Origin of the sequence: Rhizobium hidalgonense (assembly GCF_002914525.1) — a bacterium.
In the GTDB taxonomy this organism is placed as follows: Bacteria; Pseudomonadota; Alphaproteobacteria; order Rhizobiales; family Rhizobiaceae; genus Rhizobium; species Rhizobium hidalgonense.
In genome coordinates this window covers 373,029-392,224 of record NZ_LODW01000059.1, presented here as the reverse complement: position 1 = coordinate 392,224, position 19,196 = coordinate 373,029, and the positions used below count along the sequence as shown (strand labels likewise).

Annotated in this window: 19 protein-coding genes; 8 read left to right on the top strand and 11 right to left on the bottom strand. The window is 62.9% G+C overall.

Annotated features, from left to right (window positions below; genetic code table 11):
* Positions 1–72: 72 nt before the first annotated feature.
* Genes ATY29_RS19340 through ATY29_RS19315 form a run of 6 tightly spaced genes read right to left on the bottom strand, consistent with a single transcriptional unit; the run spans position 73 to position 7,305 of the window.
* Positions 73–1,362 carry an amidohydrolase family protein gene (locus ATY29_RS19340; RefSeq protein WP_097533071.1) on the bottom strand — a complete coding sequence of 430 codons (1,290 nt, stop codon included), beginning with the start codon at positions 1,360–1,362 and terminating at the stop codon, positions 73–75.
* 26 nt (positions 1,363–1,388) lie between these two features.
* Entirely contained in the window at positions 1,389–2,333 is a 945-nt protein-coding gene (locus ATY29_RS19335) for an ABC transporter permease (RefSeq protein WP_097533070.1), read from the bottom strand.
* On the bottom strand, positions 2,330–3,379 hold the full coding sequence (locus ATY29_RS19330; RefSeq protein WP_003571973.1) for an ABC transporter permease: 1,050 nt from the start codon (positions 3,377–3,379) through the stop codon (positions 2,330–2,332). The genes ATY29_RS19335 and ATY29_RS19330 overlap by 4 nt, the downstream gene beginning before the upstream one ends.
* Positions 3,369–4,901, bottom strand: a complete 1,533-nt coding sequence (locus ATY29_RS19325) for an ABC transporter ATP-binding protein (RefSeq protein WP_097533069.1) — start codon at positions 4,899–4,901, stop codon at positions 3,369–3,371. The genes ATY29_RS19330 and ATY29_RS19325 overlap by 11 nt, the downstream gene beginning before the upstream one ends.
* Positions 4,898–6,310 (bottom strand): amidase, encoded by a 1,413-nt coding sequence (locus tag ATY29_RS19320; protein ID WP_097533068.1) that lies wholly within the window; start codon positions 6,308–6,310, stop codon positions 4,898–4,900. Before ATY29_RS19320 ends, ATY29_RS19325 begins: the two co-directional genes overlap by 4 nt.
* Positions 6,311–6,318: 8 nt before the next feature.
* Positions 6,319–7,305, bottom strand: a complete 987-nt coding sequence (locus tag ATY29_RS19315; protein WP_025418006.1) for a BMP family protein — start codon at positions 7,303–7,305, stop codon at positions 6,319–6,321.
* Between the two features lie 340 nt (positions 7,306–7,645).
* Between ATY29_RS19315 and ATY29_RS19310 the strand changes: the two genes are divergently transcribed.
* Positions 7,646–8,221, top strand: a complete 576-nt coding sequence (locus ATY29_RS19310) for a lysophospholipid acyltransferase family protein (protein ID WP_046154814.1) — start codon at positions 7,646–7,648, stop codon at positions 8,219–8,221.
* Positions 8,218–9,147 carry a phosphatidate cytidylyltransferase gene (locus ATY29_RS19305; protein ID WP_025418005.1) on the top strand — a complete coding sequence of 310 codons (930 nt, stop codon included), beginning with the start codon at positions 8,218–8,220 and terminating at the stop codon, positions 9,145–9,147. Before ATY29_RS19310 ends, ATY29_RS19305 begins: the two co-directional genes overlap by 4 nt.
* A gap of 28 nt (positions 9,148–9,175) precedes the next feature.
* On the opposite strand, the gene ATY29_RS19300 is transcribed toward ATY29_RS19305, so the two are convergent.
* The 3 genes from ATY29_RS19300 to ATY29_RS19290 all read right to left on the bottom strand — a co-directional run bounded on the left by ATY29_RS19300 (position 9,176) and on the right by ATY29_RS19290 (position 10,974).
* On the bottom strand, positions 9,176–9,499 hold the full coding sequence (locus ATY29_RS19300) for a chaperone modulator CbpM (protein WP_025418004.1): 324 nt from the start codon (positions 9,497–9,499) through the stop codon (positions 9,176–9,178).
* A gap of 2 nt (positions 9,500–9,501) precedes the next feature.
* Positions 9,502–10,416, bottom strand: coding sequence for a DnaJ C-terminal domain-containing protein (locus ATY29_RS19295; RefSeq protein WP_097533067.1), 915 nt, complete (start codon positions 10,414–10,416; stop codon positions 9,502–9,504).
* Between the two features lie 93 nt (positions 10,417–10,509).
* Positions 10,510–10,974 (bottom strand): universal stress protein, encoded by a 465-nt coding sequence (locus ATY29_RS19290; protein ID WP_025418002.1) that lies wholly within the window; start codon positions 10,972–10,974, stop codon positions 10,510–10,512.
* A gap of 215 nt (positions 10,975–11,189) precedes the next feature.
* On the opposite strand from ATY29_RS19290, the gene ATY29_RS19285 reads away from it, so the two are divergent.
* Positions 11,190–12,053: an NAD(P)-dependent oxidoreductase gene (locus tag ATY29_RS19285; RefSeq protein ID WP_097533087.1), complete on the top strand. Its 864-nt coding sequence runs from the start codon at positions 11,190–11,192 to the stop codon at positions 12,051–12,053.
* Positions 12,054–12,121: 68 nt separating this feature from the next.
* On the opposite strand, the gene ATY29_RS19280 is transcribed toward ATY29_RS19285, so the two are convergent.
* Entirely contained in the window at positions 12,122–12,964 is an 843-nt protein-coding gene (locus tag ATY29_RS19280; RefSeq protein WP_202973654.1) for a phosphoenolpyruvate hydrolase family protein, read from the bottom strand.
* Complete coding sequence (locus ATY29_RS19275) at positions 12,957–14,153, bottom strand: Tm-1-like ATP-binding domain-containing protein (RefSeq protein ID WP_097533065.1); 1,197 nt, start codon at positions 14,151–14,153, stop codon at positions 12,957–12,959. The genes ATY29_RS19280 and ATY29_RS19275 overlap by 8 nt, the downstream gene beginning before the upstream one ends.
* 131 nt (positions 14,154–14,284) lie before the next feature.
* On the opposite strand from ATY29_RS19275, the gene ATY29_RS19270 reads away from it, so the two are divergent.
* From ATY29_RS19270 to ATY29_RS19250, 5 genes are all read left to right on the top strand, one after another.
* A complete protein-coding gene (locus ATY29_RS19270) occupies positions 14,285–14,938 on the top strand; it encodes a GntR family transcriptional regulator (protein WP_097533086.1) in 654 nt (217 codons plus the stop codon).
* Positions 14,939–15,018: 80 nt separating this feature from the next.
* Positions 15,019–16,272 carry an ABC transporter substrate-binding protein gene (locus ATY29_RS19265; protein ID WP_097533064.1) on the top strand — a complete coding sequence of 418 codons (1,254 nt, stop codon included), beginning with the start codon at positions 15,019–15,021 and terminating at the stop codon, positions 16,270–16,272.
* Positions 16,272–17,264, top strand: coding sequence for a carbohydrate ABC transporter permease (locus ATY29_RS19260; RefSeq protein WP_003571998.1), 993 nt, complete (start codon positions 16,272–16,274; stop codon positions 17,262–17,264). The genes ATY29_RS19265 and ATY29_RS19260 overlap by 1 nt, the downstream gene beginning before the upstream one ends.
* On the top strand, positions 17,261–18,088 hold the full coding sequence (locus ATY29_RS19255; protein ID WP_097533063.1) for a carbohydrate ABC transporter permease: 828 nt from the start codon (positions 17,261–17,263) through the stop codon (positions 18,086–18,088). The genes ATY29_RS19260 and ATY29_RS19255 overlap by 4 nt, the downstream gene beginning before the upstream one ends.
* 2 nt (positions 18,089–18,090) lie before the next feature.
* Positions 18,091–19,182: a Gfo/Idh/MocA family protein gene (locus ATY29_RS19250; RefSeq protein ID WP_025417996.1), complete on the top strand. Its 1,092-nt coding sequence runs from the start codon at positions 18,091–18,093 to the stop codon at positions 19,180–19,182.
* Positions 19,183–19,196 lie beyond the last annotated feature (14 nt).

The following is a 19,196-nucleotide window of genomic DNA, read 5'->3' as shown; positions in this document are numbered from 1 at the left end:
TCGCCAAAAGAGTGCCTAAACTACTTCAAGGAAGCCGGATATGAACGGACGTAAAATCATCCCGCTCTAGAGCTAATGGCGAGGTGCGTAATCCAGACCGCCGTCGATCCGCGCCGGGCGCCCGTTCAGGAAAAGCTCGCCGATACGCGGCGCCGAGCGGGCGATCACCTTGCCGCGGCGGATCACCGCCAGCCGGTTCGGCTTCAGCCGCAGCGCTTCCAGCGTATCGCTCGCCTGGAGGATGACGAGGTCGGCGTTGCATCCCTTCTCCAGACCGTAGCCTGCAAGGCCCATCGTCTTCGCCGAATTGACGGTCAACGCGTCGAAGATTTTCTTCTTGTCGTCGATGCCGGCCATCTGGGCGACATGGATCGCCATATGGCCAACCTCAAGCATGTCGCCCGATCCCATCGAATACCAGGGGTCCATGACGCAATCGTGCCCGAAGGAGACGTTGAGCCCGGCATCCATCAATTCCCTCACGCGGGTCATGCCGCGGCGTTTCGGATAGGTATCGTGCCGGCCCTGCAGCATGATGTTGATCAACGGATTGGGGATGACGTTGATCCGAGCCTCCGCCATTAGCGGGATGAGCTTGGAGACATAATAATTGTCCATCGAATGCATCGAGGTCAGATGCGAGCCTGCGACGCGTCCCTGGAGGCCGAAACGGATGGTTTGCGCAGCCAGCGTCTCGATGTGGCGCGAGAGCGGATCGTCGGTCTCGTCGCAATGCATATCGACCGGCAGGCCGCGATCGGCAGCGATACGGCAGAGCGCCTCGACCGACGCCGTCCCTTCGCCCATCGTCCGTTCAAAGTGGGGAATGCCGCCGACGATGTCGACGCCCATGTCGAGGGCCCGGCTGAGTGCGTCGATCGCACCCGGCGAGCGGTAATAACCGTCCTGGGGAAAGGCGACCAATTGAAGATCGATATAGGGCGCGACCTTCTCGCGAACCTCGATCATCGCCTCGACGGTCACCAGCCTGGCATCGCTAGTATCGACATGGCTGCGAATGAAGAGCAGGCCTTGTGTGACCGCCAGATCGCAATAGCGCAGCGCGCGATCGACCAGCTCTTCCTTCGTCACGATCGGGCGCAACTCCCCCCAGAGCGCGATGCCTTCGAGCAGGGTACCGGAAACGTTCATGCGCGGCAGGCCGAGCGATAGGGTAGCGTCCATATGAAAATGCGGATCGACGAAAGGCGGGCTGACCAACCTGCCGGTTGCGTCGATTTCTTCGCCCGCCTGTGCTTGAAGATCGCGCTCCACGGCGATGATCCTGTCGCCCTCGATGCCAATATCGATGCCGGTGCGGCCGTCGGGGAGATTTGCATTTCTGACGATCAGATCGAACATCGGAACCTCGTTAGATGTGGACGGTCTCAGCGCTCGCCACGGCGATAGGGCTGCATCAGCGCCTGCGGAACGCGGGCGCGGCGGGCCATGACGGCAAGCGCGGCGATGGAAAGGATATAGGGCGTCATCAGGAAGAGCTGATAGGGCACGAGCCCGCTCAGCGCGGTTTGCAGCCGAAGCTGGAAGGCATCGAAGAAGGCGAAGAGCAAGGCGCCGAACAGAGCGCGGCCCGGGCGCCAGGAGGCGAAAACGACGAGCGCGATGCAGATCCAGCCGCGCCCCTGCACCATTGTGGGGAAGAAGCTGTTGAATGCCGACAAGGTCAGGAAGGCGCCACCCATTCCCATCAGCGCGCTGCCGGCGATGACCGCGCCGTAACGCACCTTCATCGGATTGACGCCCTGGGCTTCCGCCGCATGCGGGTTCTCGCCCGTCATGCGGATCGCAAGCCCCACGGGCGTGCGGAAGATGATGTAGGCCATCAACAGGGCGATCGCGATCGCAAGATAAGTCGGCGCCGTCTGCGTTAAGAAAGCCGGACCGATGAAAGGCAGCGTCGAGAGGCCGGGAATGGCGATCGGCTGGAACGGCACGATGGTGGGCGGCGTATTGGCAAGCGGAACGATCAGCCGGAAGACGTAATAACTGAAGCTCGACGCAAACAGCGTGACGCCGAGACCGGCGACATGCTGCGAGAGGCCGAGTGTCACCGTCAGCCCCGCATGCAACAGGCCGAAGACGCCGCCGGCCACCGCGGCAATCAGCAGGCCGGTCCACAGATCGGCGCCGTGATAGACGGAAAGCCAGCCGATCATCGCTCCGAATGTCATGATGCCTTCGATGCCGAGATTGAGCACGCCGGCCCGTTCGCAGAGCAGGGCGCCGAGCGTGCCGAAGATCAGCGGCGTGGCGATGCGCAGGATTGCCGCCCAGAGCCCTGATGAAGCGATGATATCGAACAGCTGCATCATCGCCGGATCCTGTATTGGGTGAAGAACAATGCGATCAGCATCGTCAGCAGCGAGAGCGCCACCGTGACGTCGGCGATATAGGTCGGGATGCCGAGGCCCCGGCTCATGCCGTCGGCGCCCACGAACATGGTGGCGGTGAAAATGGCGGCGAAGACGACGCCCAGTGGATTGAGGTTGGCGAGCATGGCAACGACGATGCCGGCATAGCCGAAACCGGGCGACAGATCGGTCGTCACGTAACCCTTGACGCCCATGACCTCGATCGCTCCCGCAAGCCCCGCAAGCCCACCCGAGAGACAGGCGACCTTCACCAACGTCCTGCCGAGCGGCACGCCTGCGAAGATCGCGCCGGCGGGATTGAGGCCTGCGGCGCGGGACTGCATGCCGAACACGGTGCGCGACTGGACGAAGTGGACGACGACGGCAAGGGCGATCGCGATCGCCAAGCCGATATGTAGGCGCGAGCGGGCGATCAACTTCGGCAGCATGGCGTGATCGCTGACGGACTGCGACTGCGGCCAGCCGAAGGCGAGCGGATCCTTGAGAACGCCATCGATGAGCATCGAGACGAAAAGCACAGCGATGAAGTTGAGCAGCAGGCTGGTGACGACCTCATCGACGGAAAAACGCAGCCTGAGCCAGAGCGGAATCAGGATCAGCACCATGCCGGCAATGGCGCCGATCAACAGCAGGAGCGGAATGAGAATAGGAGCGGGAAGATTGCCCAGCAGTTTCGAACTTGCCGCCGCAACGGCGATGGCGCCGAGATAGAACTGGCCTTCGGCGCCGATATTCCAGAGGCGCGCCCGAAAGGCGACGGCAGCGGCAAGCCCCGTCAGCATCAGCGGCGTTGCCCGCGTCAGTGTTTCGGTCGCCGACAACCGCGAGCCGAAGGCGCCAGTCAGGATGCGCCAGTAGGCATCGAGAACAGGCGCGCCGGCGATCGCAATCAAGATGCCCGCCAGCGCCAGTGCTGCAATAACCGCGACGACAGGCGTGAATATCAGCAGAGAAAGCGGACGATGCTCGCGGCGCTCAAATCGCATGGCCGGCCTCCGATGTTTCCTGCCATTCGCCGGCCATCATCAGCCCCAGCCTGCGAGCATCGGCGCTCTCGGCCTCGACGGGCGGTGACAGGCGGCCGCCGACGATCGCCTGTATGCGATCGGCAAGCGCGATCACTTCGTCGAGGTCCTCCGAGATCAGCAGCACGGCGGTTCCCTGCCGGCGGGCTTCGAGCAGGCGTGCATGCACGGCGGCCACCGCACCTTCGTCGAGGCCCCGGGCAGGCTGCGCGGCAATCAGGATACGCGGCCGCCGATACAGGCTGCGCCCGAGGATGAGCTTCTGCATATTGCCGCCTGAAAGCAGCCGGGTACGGATGGCCGGGCCGCCGCCGCGAACATCGAACCCGTCGATGATCTCCCTGGCAAAAGCCATGCCGGCCTTGCGGTTGACGAGACCGCGGCGCGAGAAGGCGGGCGAAGCAATGCGCTCCAGCACGGCGTTTTCCCAGATCGCCATTTCCCCGATCACGCCCTCATGGTTGCGGTCCTCGGGAATGCGGCCGATACCGGCTTCGACGACATCGGCGACGCCGAGATTGCCGATTGCTTCCCCGAACAGCCGAAGGTCGCCGCCGCTGCGCGCCAGCGTGCCGGAAAGAAGATGCGCCAATGCCGCCTGGCCATTGCCTGAAACGCCGATGATGCCGAGGATCTCTCCCTGATGCAGCCGGAAGCTGATCGATTTCAGCCGGTCGACGCCGCCGGTGTGTACCGTCACGCCGTCAGCCTCGAGGGCGACGGCCCCCGGTGTCGATGGCTCGCGCACGGGCCGTGTCACGCGCCGCCCGACCATCAGTTCGGCGAGCTCCGCCTTGCTGGTTTCCGATGCCCTGCGTTCGGCGACCATCTTGCCGGTGCGTAAGACCACGATGCGGTCGGCCGCAGCCATCACCTCGTCAAGCTTGTGCGAGATAAAGATCAGCGACAAGCCCTGACGGGCCATCTCCTTCAGTGTCGTGAACAACCGCTCGGCCTCGAGGTTGGTCAGCACCGCCGTCGGCTCGTCGAGGATCAGGATGCGGGCGTCGTTGTAGAGCGCCTTGAGGATTTCGACACGCTGCTGCTCGCCGACCGAGAGGTCGCCAAGCCGGGCATCCGGATCGACCTTGAGGCCGAAGCGCTCGGAAATGGCCAAGAGCTTCTTGCGCGCCGCTGAAGTCGCCGAACGCCAGGACCACAGCCCCTGCGTGCCGGTCATGACATTTTCGAGAACGCTCAGATTGGGCGCCAGTGAGAAGTGCTGATGCACCATGCCGACGCCGGCGCGGATCGCCGCACGCGGCTTGCCCTGCGGCACCTCCGTGCCATCGATGAGTATTCGGCCGGTATCCGGCATGTAATGGCCGAAAAGAATGCTCATCAGCGTGGTCTTGCCGGCACCGTTCTCGCCGAGGAGGGCAACGACCTCTCCTTTGGCAAGGGTCATGGAAATATCGTCATTGGCAAGATTGCCGCCGAAGCGCTTGCTGACGCCTGTTATCTCCAGTACCGGCCCGGTCATGACGGCAGTCCCGCCACCGGAAACCGATGCTGCCACCGTCCCTCAGCCTCCAGGCGGGCGGCAAGCGACAGCAGACGCGGCTCGTGACCCATGGGCGCCATGATCTGCACCGGCAGCGGCATGGCATGCTCATCCTGTCCGAAAGGCAGAGTCAAAGCAGGAAAACCCGAAATGTTGGCGAGGCAGGCAAGCGGCGCAAATGCCGTCATCCGCTCGAGATGCAGATCCGTGTCGGGATGATCAGACGGAAAGGACCCAATCGCAAGAGGCGCGGACGCCAGCATCGGCATCAGGACGCAGTCGACCCTGTCGAACAGCGCCCAAAGGGCGGCGCTCACCAGGACTGCATCGTTGAGCGTGTTCCAGAGGACGGTGGCCGAAAGCCCCCGTCCACGCGCCGCGAAAGCCTGTGTCAGAGGCTCGGCCCTGCTCTCATCGAGAGCCGCTGCCTTGATGAGCGCGGCGAGGTTGACGCAGACGATATCGGCAAAGGCGTGGCCGCTGGCGGCGACGCTCCATTCGAACTCGGCCCAGACCAGCGGAACGATCGCGTGTCCGTCGCTCTCCAAAAGGCGCGCCGCGTCTTCGACTGCTTCAAGCCGGCTACCCTCAGTCGGATAGGCCGGCCCGGTATCGGTCAGCAGGCCGATCCGCAGACGACCCTTATCGATATCGACAGGGGAGGGATCCGGAACAGGCCCGCGCGAATTGCCGCCCAGCCGGCTGAAAATCAGCGCTGTATCGCGCACCGAGCGGCAGACCGCCAATTCGCTGGCGATGCCGGCGAGGTGGTTGCCGAAGGATGGCCCGCCCGGCATGGCGCCGCGCGTCGGTTTCAGTCCGACAAGGCCGCAGCAGGCGGCAGGCACACGGATCGAGCCGCCGGCGTCGGTGGCATGGGCTAACGCGACGATCCCGGCCGCAACCGCCGCCGCCGCGCCGCCGGAGGAGCCGCCGGCGGTGCGGGCCGGATCGAGCGGGTTGCGGCAGACAGGTCCGATCGCCGGTTCGCTGGCAAGCGACAGGCCGAATTCCGGGCTCGTCGTCAGGCCGAACAGACAGAAGCCCGCGTCGCGGAAACGGGAAGCGAGATCGGAATCGGCTTCGCCGCCCTTTCGTTCGAATAGGCGGGAACCGGCCGTGACCGGCAGCCCGGCAAAGGGACCGCCGAGATCCTTCGCCAAGGTCGGCACACCGGCAAAGGGCCGGGCGGCAAAATCGCCGGGCGCGCTCTGCCGTTCCTGGTCGCAGACATGCGCTGCGGCAAGTCCGATGGCGGCATCGAGATAGACGATCGCCCCGAGCGACTCATGCCGTGCAGCTCTCTTGAGGGAAGTCTGCATCGCTTCTGCAGCTCTCAGGCCGCCATGCCTGATCGCTGCCGCCAGATCCGTTGCGTCGCCCTGCATGAGCCGAACTACTTCGGCTCGTCCATCATCTTCGGAACTTCGAAGGTGCCGGCCTTGATCTCGGCGCGCTTGGCCTCCATCGCCGCCTCCGCCTCGGCGGGCGCCACGCCCTTGACGAAGACGATGTCGCTGCCGCCTTCCTTCATCAGGCCGTAAGACGTGTAGTTCCGGCCCACCGGTTTTCCGGCCGCGACATCGGCGATCGCAGCGTTCAGGATCGGGCGGAAATACCACATGGCATTGGCAAACACCGTATCTGGATAACGCGGGGTGTAATCGATCAGCGAGCCGACCGATTTAATGCCGCGTTCCTTGGCCGCGTCGGCCGTGCCGATGCGCTCGCCGAACAGGATGTCGGCGCCGGCGTCGATTTGGGCAAGACCGGCTTCGCGAGCCTTCGGCGGGTCGAAGAAGGTGCCGATGAACGAGACGAGGTGCTTTGCGTCCGGGTTGACCGCCTTGACGCCCGCGGCAAAGGCGTTGATCAGCATGTTGACCTCGGGGATCGGAATGGCGCCGACCGAACCGACGACGTTCGACTTGGTCATCTTGCCCGCCAGCATTCCGGCCAGATAGGCGCCGTCATGGTTCCAGGTGCCGAAGACACCGAAATTGTCGCCGGCCTGCTCGCCGCTCGAACCCAGCACGAAAGCGGTATCGGGATAGTCGGCCGCGACCTGCCGGGCCTCCTTTTCCACCGCATAGGCCTCGCCGATGATCAGCTTGTTGCCCTGTTCGGCGTATTCGCGCATGGCGCGGGGATAATCGGTGCCGGAGACGCCCTCGGAGAAGACATATTCGATGGCGCCGTCCTTGGCCGCGTCCTGGAGGGCCTTGTGCAGACAGGAGTTCCAGGCATTTTCAACCGGCGAGGCATGAATGCCGGCAACTTTCAGCGGCGCAGCCGCCCTTGCGAGCGGGGCGAAGCCGCTGACGCCGAGCGCAATGCCCGACGCGATCACTGCCCGGCGTGAAATCAGGATGTCTTTGGTCATTGACTGTTCCCCTTTTTTTACCGTCTGGTTCAAAAATCATAGTAGCGCCCAAAAATGTGTCAAGCGGCGAACAGGCTTAAAAATCAGGCTGATGGCCGCCGCAACCTGGCAGAAAGAACGAGACGTCGCAGGCCTGCACGCGCGGTGCCGCCGTGCTTCTCGAGCCGGATCTGCAGGGCTTGGCGCGACGAGTCCGGCAGGATATGCATAGAACTGTCGGGTTGGGGAAATTGAAATGGGTGAAGAAAAAGAAGACGCCTCGCGGCGGCCGATCGCGAGCCGGTCGTCGTCCTTGGCGGTCGCGCTCATCCGTCGCCTTCTCGTGCTGTTCGTCCGGATCATGGTCGGCGCCCGGAGCGAGTGGCGGGGCTGTGCGCCCGACCTCCGCCGCCGCATCTATTTCGCCAATCACAATAGTCATGTCGATACCGTTGCCGTTATGGCTGCCCTGCCTTGGCCGGTGCGGCGGCTGACCCATCCGGTGGCGGCGCGCGACTATTGGGGAAGGAGCGCCTTGCGCCGTTTCATCGCCGAGAAAGGCCTGCGCGCCGTCCTGATAGACCGCAAGCCTCTGCCCGACAGCAACCCGCTGGAGCCGGTCGAGCGTCTGCTCGAGGAGGGGCGCTCGGTCCTGATCTTCCCGGAAGGGACAAGAAGCGCCAGCGAGGAGATCGCCCCTTTCCGCAGCGGCATCTATCGCCTTGCCTGCCGTTTCCCCGATGTCGATCTCGTGCCGATCCATCTCGACAATCTTCAGCGCATCCTGCCCAAGGGAAGCTGGCTCATCGTGCCGATCACCTGCACGGCGCGCTTCGGCAAGCCGCTGCGCGTCGAACCGGGGGAAGGAAAGGACGCGTTCCTGGACCGCGCCCGTGCGGCAGTCATCGAGTTAGCGGACGGAAAGCACATCGCATGACCAGCTTTTTCTCCATCGTGCTTGCCGCAATCCTCGGCCTGCTGGCGGTGGCCTCGGCCATCGGCTTCATCCTTCAGCGGCGCGCAACCGAGCCCGCATCCGTCGCTACCGTCCACAATCTCAACGCCCGAATTCGCTCATGGTGGATCATGGTGGCGATATTCGGCGGAGCGATCCTGCTCGGCGATACCGCGGTGGTCGTCCTGTTTGCATTCCTGTCGTTCATGGCGCTTCGCGAATTCTGGACGCTGACACCATCGCGGCGCGGCGATCACCTGGCGCTGTTCCTATCCTTCTTCGTGGTCCTGCCGGTGCACTACGTGCTGCTCGGGACACTCTGGTACGGCCTCTTCGCGATCTTCATCCCGGTCTATGCCTTCCTGATCCTGCCGGCGGTGGCGACCTTGACGGGCGATGTCAACGAATTCCTGGCGCGCACCGCGAGGGTGCAATGGGGATTGATGCTGACGGTCTATTCGATCAGCCATGCTCCCGCACTTCTGATGCTGGAGACCGGCACGCCCTCGGCCCTCCTTCTCGTCTATCTCGTCATCGTGGTGCAGCTCAGCGACGTCTTCCAATATGTCTGGGGCAAGCTTCTCGGAAAGCACCGTTTCTCGCCGAACATTAGCCCCTCAAAGACGCTCGAAGGCCTGTTCGGCGGCGGCGCATCGGCCATCCTGGTGGGAACGCTGCTCTATCGCCTGACGCCATTCTCTCCCCTGCAGGCGGCGGCGGTCAGCACCGTCATCGTCGTTGCGGGCTTCTTCGGCGGTTTCGTGCTCTCGGCCATCAAACGCGACCTCAACGCCAAGGACTGGGGCTATGTGATCGAGGGTCACGGCGGCGTGCTCGACCGCTTGGACTCCATCACCTTCGCGGCACCGCTGTTCTTCCACATCGTTCGCTACTGGTTCACCACCTGAGGCGAACATCCGGAGCTGGGCCGATCGTTCAATACCGGCCGATGTCCTCCAGGCTCTCGAACAGCCGGCGCTGAACATCCTGCTCCTGCCTGCCGATGGCGGTCATCAACTGGCTCATCGTTCCCCGCAGGCCGTGCAACTCGTCCACCAGCTCCATGACGATATCGACGCCAGCTTCGTTGACGCCCATGTGTGCCATGAGGTCCAGGATCAGCCGGGCACGCGCGACGTCGGCGTCGCGAAATTGCCGCTGCCCGCCCGATATCTCGGGGATCAGCCAACCCTGTTCGATCCAGAGTTCGAGCTGGTCGATCTCGATTTTCAAACAAAGACGGAATTCGAGATCATCCATGATCAAGTCTCCATGTTCTTCCTCGGATCATATGGATTTGCCGTCGCCCATTCCTTCACCAGGGCTGTCAGCCGTTCGTCGGGATTGTCGGGCAGCACGATCTTCAAAGTGACATAGACATCACCGTGACCGCCGCCGCGTTTGGCAGCACCTTTGCCCTTGAGACGCAGAACCTTGCCCGTATTCGAGTGTGGGGGCAGTGTCAGGTTGACCGGTCCCGACGGTGTCGGTGCCCGGACCTTGCCGCCGAGCACGGCTTCATCAAGCGAAATCGGCAATTCCAAGCGAATATCGTCGCCGTCGCGGGTGAAGAAGCGGTGAGGGCTCACGCGGATTTCGATGAGCGCATCACCCGGTGGCCCGCCGCCAATGCCCGGCTCGCCCTTGCCGCGCAGCCGCAAGGTCTGGCCGTCGCGGGTACCGGGCGGGATCTGCACATCGAGCTGCGGCCCGCCCGGCAGCTTGATCCCGGTCCTGGTGCCGTTGACCGCCTCGATAAAGTCGACCTCCAACGAGAAACGCCGGTCGTGGCCTTGGCTGCGCATCCTGCCGCCGCCGGTACGGCGCGAAAAGAAATTGGCAAAAGAATCGCTGGCATCACCGAAATCGGCAAAGCCGGAACTGTTGTGATAGGGATTATCGGCACCGCTCGCCGAGGCATAGTCACGGTAATAGCTGCGCTGCGCCCGCTCGGCCCCCGTCATATCGATTTCGCCGCGATCGAAGCGGCCGCGCTTTTCCTCATCGCTCAAAATCTCATAGGCGGTCGAAATTTCCTTGAACCGTTCCTCGGCTTTTTTGTCGCCGGGATTAAGGTCGGGGTGTAGTTTCTTGGCGAGCTTGCGGAATGCGCTTTGAATGTCTTTTTGTGTCGCATCCCGCTTCACGCCCAGAAGCTCATAGGGATCCTGGCACATGCATAACTCCGGTCAAGGCAGTCGATACTGCCGGTTGGCTTGGGAAAGATATAGGTTCTCAGGCCGCCGCCGGGGAGGGGAGGCGGCGGAAGATCAGAGCGGCCCCGTATCTTCCGCTCGAGACGTCAAGCCTTCGGCGTGATCGGGCCGCCGGTCGATGAGAACCGAGCATCCGGCATGACGCACGACCTTCTCGACGATCGAGGAGAAGACGTAGTCGGTAATATCGCTCACATGCGATGACAGCAGGATGAGATCGGCCGAGGTCTCCCTGGCGAGTGCGACCAGCGCGGAGGCGGCAACGCCGATACGGACCTCGACCCTCGCCGGAATCCCGAGTTCCCTGCAGAGGGCTGCCAGTTTCTTTTCGGCGTCGACGATGGCGGTCGTTTCGAAAGCCTCGGGAAGCTCCGTCAGGTGACGGTGCGGGATATTCTCGATGACGTGCGTGACAACAATGTTGCCGCCCTCGTCAACAAGTGCTGCAGCCCGGCGCAGAAGGCGGTTTGCCGTTTGCCGGGAACCCATGCCGATACCGCAGATGATCGTCCGATACATTGATTCAATATCCCCGAATCTGAAGGTCGTACCGATTATGCCGGCATCGACTGGCCCTGCTTTGACCGATATCAAGCAGAAATACTACGACATCGCAACGCCGTCCGCAGGCGGCGGTCCTCTGTTGCGGATGAGCCTCGGGGCGGATCGCCGCAGTTGACGGCATGGCCATCGGCAATAGCTTTAACGGCATGTCGTCAATCATCGAGGTTCACATGCCGGATTTTGCGATTATCGGAGCGGGTGCGATGGGAAGCGCTGTCGCCAAACGGCTGATCGACCATGGCGCCACCGTACTGACCAATCTTGAAGGCCGGAGCGAACTGACGATCGCGCGGGCTAAGGCGGCCGGCATGGCGCCGGTCGGCCGCGAAGAGCTGGCAAAGGCCGAGCTGATCCTGTCGATCGTCCCACCGGCGGAAGCGATCGGGGTTGCCGAGTTCGTCGCAGACATATCGTCGGGACTATCGGCGCCCGCGCCCTTTCTCGACCTCAACGCCATTGCCCCGAAAACCATGCAGACACTGGCGGCACGGTTCGGCGGCAGCGCTGTGGAAGTGTTGGATGGCGCCATTATCGGCGGGCCGCCGGTTGCGGGAAAATCAGGGCCGACCCTCTATGTCAGCGGCGACGGTGCGGCGCGAAGCAGGCTGCTCGAAGATTACGGCTTGCGGGTCCGCAGGCTGGACGGGCGGCTCGGGGCGGCTTCGGCGCTGAAGATGTGTTATGCCGGCATCAACAAGGGATTTGTCGGCCTCGGCGCGGCCATGCTGCTTGCCGCCTCCCGCTCGGGCGCTGCCGAAAGCCTGAAGGCCGAACTCGCCGAAAGCCTGCCCGACCTCGACCGGAAGCTGTCGAAATCCATTCCCGACATGTATCCGAAAGCCTATCGCTGGGTCGCCGAAATGCAGGAGATCGCCGATTTCCTCGGAGAGGATGATCCGGGGGCAACGATCTTCCGGGGCATGGCGGGTGTTTTCTCCAGGCTGGCCGACGACGTGGAGGATGGCCGTGTGCTGGTCAGGCAATTGGACGAAATTCTTGGCTCGGAAAGCGCGGGCGCCATGGTCATGCCATAGCTCTTCGCCGCTGCCGGCGCTCCGCAACGGGACGCCGGCAGCTGGCGTGCGACCGGTCCAAGCCGCGCCTATATCGTCACGAAATCCTCGACCTGCGTCCGGATCGCTATCTCGGTCGGCAGCCGCTCCATCGAACTTGCCCCGTAAAAACCGTTGCACTCCTTGCAGCGGGCGAGCACATAGGCGGCATCCGCGGGCATGGCGATCGGCCCGCCATGGCAGAGCACGATGACATCGTCGCGCACCGACCGTGCTGCATCCGCCCATTCGTTGATTTTCTCCACGCATCCACCGAGCGTCAACGCCGTTTCGGCGCCGATCGCGCCTCCCGTGGTCAGGCCGAGATGGCAGACGACGATATCGGCACCGGCTTTGGTCATGGCAATGGCATCCTCGCCGCTGAAGACGTATGGCGTGGTCAGCATGTCCTTGGCATTGGCGCGGGCGATAATGTCGATCTCCAGATCGAAACCCATGCCGGTCTCTTCGAGATTGGCGCGGAACGTGCCGTCGATCAGCCCGACGGTGGGAAAGTTCTGGATGCCGGCAAAACCCATGGACTTCAATTCGTCGAGAAAGTGATCGGGCAGCATGAAGGGATCGGTGCCGTTGACGCCGGCAAGCACCGGCGTATGGCGCACGACCGGCAGCACCTCGCGGCCCATCTCTTTGACGATCTCGTTGGCGTTGCCGTAGGCCAGCAGGCCGGCCAGCGAGCCGCGCCCGGCCATACGGTAACGGCCGGAATTATAGATCACGATCAGGTCGATGCCGCCGGCTTCCTCGCTCTTTGCCGAAAGGCCGGTGCCGGCGCCGCCGCCGATGATCGGCCGGCCTTCGGCGATCTTGCGGCGAAGCTTGCTCAGGATGTCATTGCGGTTAGCGTGGGTCAAAACTCTCTCCTCAGGCATGGATGTCATGGAAACTCGCGACGAGTGCGGCGGCAAATTGCGGACTGTTGATATGGGCGTCTATTTCGATGAGGCGCCTGTTGGGTGCATCGTGCCAAGCGGTGCGGATGGCCGAAAACAGCGCCGCGTCGGCTTCGGGATCGTGGAATGGCTGGCCGACGGCATCGATGGCCGAAACGCCCTGAAGCGGCAACAGGAAACGAACCTGCCCCTGCATCCGGTTGAGCCGGTCGACGATGAAGGCGCCGATCCGGCTGTTTTCCTCCGGCGTGGTGCGCATCAGGGTCACCTGCGCATTATGGACGTGGAGCCTGCGATCGCGGAAAGCCGCCGGCACCGTTTCCCGTGCCCCGAAATTCACCATGTCGACGGCGCCGACCGAGCCGACATAGGGTAGGCCGGTGCGAATGATGGCGCCGAAGCGATCCTCCGTCGCCGGAAAGACGCCGCCGACAAGAAGATCCGGAACCTCCGTCGTGGTCACATCGATCACGCCCTGCAGCAGACCGGAATCGGCAAGCTTCTCCATCGACTGTCCGCCAACGCCGGTCGCATGGAAGACGTAGGTTTCATAGGTCTCGCCGAGCATCTCGCGCACTTCCGTGACGCAAGCGGTGGTGACGCCGAACATGGTCATCCCGATGCCTGGCCGATCATCGCCCGAAGAGGGGACGGGGTTGCGGGCCATGCCTGCGGCAGCGTTGGCCGCATTGCCGATCACCCTGCGCGAGATTGCATTCAGGCCGACGACGTCGACAACCGAATACATCATGGTGAGATCGTTCGGCCCGACATAGGGCGCCACATTGCCTGAGGCGACCGTCGAGACCATCAGCTTCGGCACACCGATCGGCAGCGCCCGCATCGCCTCCGTCACCAGCGCGGTGTTGCCGGTTCCGCCAAGGCCGAGCACGGCACCGATGTCGTTACGGGAAGTCAGAAACGCGGTCAGCGCCTTGGCCATGGCCGAAACCGCCGTTCCGCGGTCGATCTGGCCGAGCACGGCCTCCGCACCCGCGGGGTGAAATTGAGCGACTTCGCGCGCCATGATATCGGCGTCGGCGCCTTCCCCGAGCGTGCCGACATCGACCAGGACAACGTCAGCGCCCGCCGAAAGAGCCACCCCCTTGGCATAGTTCAGTTCAGCGCCCTTGGTGTCGCAGGTGCCGACAATATAGACCTTCCCCATTGGTTTTCCTCCTCTTTTAAAGCTTACCCCAACTGATTCCGGATAAAATCTCAGTTTTTGTATTTTCCATATTGTATATTATTTCGTATATTGCATACTTACAACATGAAGACCAGACGGAAATGGAGACCATGAACGCACCGCGTCACCTCACTCTTCGCGAGCGGATCTACGAGGAAATCGTTCGCCTGATCGTCTCCGGCGAGCTGCCGAGCGGCGTCTCGATCGACGAAAAGGAACTGACGGAGCGCCTGCAGGTCAGCCGCACGCCATTCCGCGAGGCGATCGGCACACTTGCCAAGGAAGGGCTGATCGAGATCAAACCTTATCGCGGCTTCTTCGTGCGCAGTTTCGCGCCGAAGGAGATCGACGATCTCTACGAGCTGCGCAAGACGCTCGAATGCTTCGCGGTCGAGCTCGCCGTGCCGCAGATGAGCGACCGGCATATCGCCGGTTTCGAGCGCATCCTGGACGAGGCGGTTGCCGCACTGCGCCGCGGCGACATGCAGACTTACGGCATCCGCGACAAGGAGTTTCACGAGACCATTGCCGAGCTTTCGGGAAGCGCGCCGCTGATCGAAACGCTGGCGCGGCTTGCGCTGCAGGTCCAGATCTGCCGCTCGATCGCCAATGAGAGCCGCGATCTCGCCGAGAGGGCCGCCGAGGAACGCGATCAGATCCTGCAGGCTTTTCGGGCTCGCGACATTGCCCAGGCCAAGGCGCTGATGCACGCGCATATCAGCGACGTCCAGCAGGCCGTCATGGCGCGGTTTCAGAAGGGTTAGCCGGATGAAGTGAAGGAGAGGGAGGTCTCCTTTTCGACTGTCAAAAAACGTGGCCGAGGAGCGGCCCGGAGGAGGGAGCAATGCTGAAATTTCTTGCCCGTACAACGGCGCTGGCGGCGATGATCGCCGTAACCTTGCCGGCGCATGCCGAAACTCTGAAGATGTGGGGTCCGGAGCAGATCACCGAACCGCTGGTGGCGCAGCTGTGGAACGGCATCAAGGCCGATTTCGAAAAAGCCAATCCCGGTGTAACAATCGAGTTCATGCCGCCGACCGGGACGATCAGCAACGGCGCGGTGCAGGCGGCGATCCAGTCGGATGCCGGCCCGGATGTCATCCTCACCAATTCCGGCATCGGCCGCATCAGCGTCGTCAAGAACGCCAAACAGGTCATGCCGCTCACCGAGCAATATGAAAAGCGCGGTTGGAAGGATCAGATCTATCCCTGGCTCTACACCGAGCTGAAGAGCCAGTTCGGCGGGGAAATCTACGAAGTTCCCGATGGTCTCGATGCGCTGGGCATCTGGTATCACAAGGACGTTTTTGACCAGGCCGGCTGGAAGATCCCCGCGACGTGGGCCGAGTTCGAAGCACTGATGAAGTCGATCGAGGCGACCGGCCTGCAGCCGATCGCCATCGGTCCACGCACGACCGGCAGCGCCGGTCATCTCTTCGGCAACCTGTTGCAATCGGCAAGCGGTAAGGAGGTGATCGGCAAGGCGCTGCGCCGCGAGATCGCCTGGGACGATCCCTCCGTCGCCGCTGGCGCCGTGCGGCTGCAAAAGCTGGTCGAAGCGGGCGACATCAAGAAGGAGATGGCGGGGCTCGACCTCGACGGCGCTTCACGCCTCTGGTTCAACAAGCGCGCCGCGATGTTCGTCGCCGGCCCATGGTTCACCGCCAATGCCCGCAAAGCCGGCTATGATCTCACCAATGCCGGTTATGCGCCCATGCCCTCCGATATCAAGGGTGCGGCGATACCGACCGGCGGTGTCGGCTGGAGCTGGCTGGTGCCGGTCAATTCAAAGCAGCCGGAACTGGCGATGAAGTGGATCGACTTCACGCTGTCGGATGCGGTGATGAAGAAGCGCGCGCAGGATCCGGCAAGCACGATGATCTATCCGCGCGAGATCCCCGGCGTCGAACCGCCGACCCTTGTCTTGAAAGAGATCTTCGCGGCTGCCGCCGGTGGCGTCGGCTACAATCCGAGCGTCTACCTGCCCGGGCCGGTGCTCGACACCTACTTCCAGGTCATCCAGGGCCTGATCTCCGGCCAAATCGGCGGCGAGGACGGCATGAAGCAGATCCAGGCGAAGATGGCAGAGGCGAAATAGTGGTGATCCCGGAAACACCCGGCAAGGTCGTGGCTCCTCTCAGCACTGCACCCGCCGTAGCGGGGCATACGGGTGGCACATTCGCCCGTATGTCCAAACGCGGGGTGGCCGGGTCCGGCTCATCCGACGGCGATGCCGGCACCGCATTCTGGCTGATGGCGCCAGCGCTCGCGCTCTATGCCGTCTTCACCCTGCTGCCGATAGCCGCCACCTTCTGGCTGAGCTTCAACGGTTCGGCCGGCTTCAATACCTCCGCAAGCTTCGTCGGCTTCGACAATTACGCCAAGGCGGCGCAGGATCCGATCGTCTGGAAGAGCCTCGCCCATACTTTCCTCTGGCTGGCCTATCATGTGGTCATGGCCGGCGGCCTCGGCCTGCTGCTGGCGCTTGCCGTCAGCAGGCTCAGGATCACCCAGGTGTTCTTCCGCACCGCTTTCTTCCTGCCGCATCTGGTGTCGCTCGCCGTGGTCGGCATCATCTGGGCCAATATCTACGATCCGTTTTTCGGCCTCATGAATACGGCGCTGACGCGGATCGGCCTCGGCGCCTTCACGCAAGGCTGGCTTTCCGATCCCGCCCTTGTGCTGTTCTCCGTCAACATCGCAAGCTCGTGGCAGGGTTTCGGCCTTTACATGCTGCTCTTCATCGCCGGCCTGCAGAATATCGACCACTCGCTTTACGATGCTGCGGAAGTGGACGGCGCCAACGCTTTCCAGAAGCTGATCTATGTCACGCTGCCGGGGCTTCGCGAAGTGACAACCTTCGTCGTCTCGCTGGCGATGATCAACGGCCTGAAGGGCTTCGCCACGGTCTTCGTCATGACCAATGGCGGGCCGTTCTATCAGAGCGAACTGATCACCACCTATATTTACCGGCTTGCCTTCCAGTCCCAGGATCACGGGCTTGCGGCGGTGCTCTGCATCCTGCTCAGCCTGCTCGCGATCGCCATCACCATCGTCTTCAACCGCTGGCGCGCGAGGCTTTCCCAATGAGTGTGCGCAACCGCGAATGGCCGGTGGCGCTGGCGCTGACTCCCGCCCTGATCCTGATCCTCGCCCCCTTCCTCTGGCTGGTGGTCTCGAGCTTCAAGACCGAGGCAGAGATCGGCCGGGCCGACCCCTTCACCTGGCCCGCCGACCTGATGTGGCGGAATTATCTCGACGCCTGGCAGATCGGCGGTTTCGCAGACCTGGTCGGCAACAGCCTCATCAACCTCGTCGGCGTCGTCGTCCTGTCGCTCGTCACCTGTGCGCCGGCCGGTTATGCCCTTGCCAAGATCCGTTTTCCCGGCCGGGAGTGGCTGTTCTACGCTTTCATCCTCGGCCTCACCGTGCCCGTACAGGCGATCGTCATCCCGCTGTACCAGGTGCTCTTCGGGCTGAACCTCGTCAACACGCTTGCTGGTATCGTGCTGGTGCAGGTCAGCAACGGCATTCCCTTCGGTATATTCCTGATGCGGAGCTTCTTCATCGGCGTGCCGGATGATCTGATCGAAGCCGCCAAGATCGACGGGGCCTCGCATTTCCAGATCCTCACCAAGGTCTTTCTGCCGATCTCGACGCCGGCGGTGCAGGCGCTCGTCATCATCAGCGCGCTCTCCACCTGGAACGACTTCTTCCTGCCGCTGATCGTGCTGATCAGCCCCGAGGTACAGACGCTGCCGCTCGGACTGGTCCGTTTTGCCAGCACCTATGCCTCCGATTATCGCCTGGTCTTTTCCGGGACCGTCATTTCGTTCCTGCCGATCATACTTCTCTACATCCTGATGCAGCGCCGATTCACCGAGGGGCTGACGCAGGGAGCAATCAAGGGCTGACCATGTCGCATCACGTCCATCGGGAAATCCGCTACAACTTTGAATTCGATCATCGCATCAAGGCCTGCTTCATCGGCGCCGGCGGCCATGCCTACCGCAATATCTATCCGGCGCTGCGTTATGCGCCGGTCGAACTCGCCGGCATCTGCGATCTCGATCTCGACCGGGCCGAGAAATTCGCCAAGCTCTTCGGCGCCGGCAAGGCCTATACGGATCATCGCGAGATGCTGGAACGGGAAAAGCCCGAATTGGTGTTTCTCGTCACCGCCTATCATCCCGATGGCCGGGTCCAGGCGACCGACCTGGCGCTCGACGCGCTGGCGGCAGGCGCTCACGTCTGGATGGAAAAGCCGACAGCAGCAAGCATCGAGGATATCGAAAGGCTGCAGGCGGCAAGTGCGGCGGCCGGCCGTATGGTGATGACCGGCCTCAAGAAAACTTTCTTTCCGACGATCGAGAAGCTCAAGGACTTGATCGGCTCGCCGGGTTTCGGCAGGCTGACCTCGATCAATGTCCGCTATCCCCAGAGCCTGCCGAGACCGGAAGACCGCGCCGATCTCGTCAAGATGCAGAGCTTCCTCGACCATATCTACCATCCCGGCGCGATCCTCAACTTCCTCGGCGGCGAAATCGAACGCGCCGCCTATGAATGGGAAACGTTGACCGGGGCGACGGTCACCAGCCTGCGCTTCCGCTCCGGCGCGATCGGCACGCTGCATCTTGCTGCCGGCCAATCGGGCGGCAGCATCTTCGAGCGGGTGGAGATCATTGGCGAGGGCGCCAACGCCATCGTCGAAAACGGCAGCCGGCTGATCTATTTCCGCAAGGCGGACCTGCCGTCCTACGGCCGCGCCACAAGCTTCATCCAGCCGGACGAGAATGCGGCGCTCCTCTACGAGCCGGAGCATTCGCTCGGCCAGCTCTACAACAACAACCTCTTCTATCTCGGCTATGTGCCCGAGATCCTGCATCTGACGGATGCGATCCTCGCCGGCATGCCGATCACAAGGGGCACGCTCGAAATCGCCCGCGAGATCATGAAGCTCTTCGAATTCTACAGACGCACGGATGCCGGCGTCAGCACCAATCTCTGACAGGGGAGGGACCG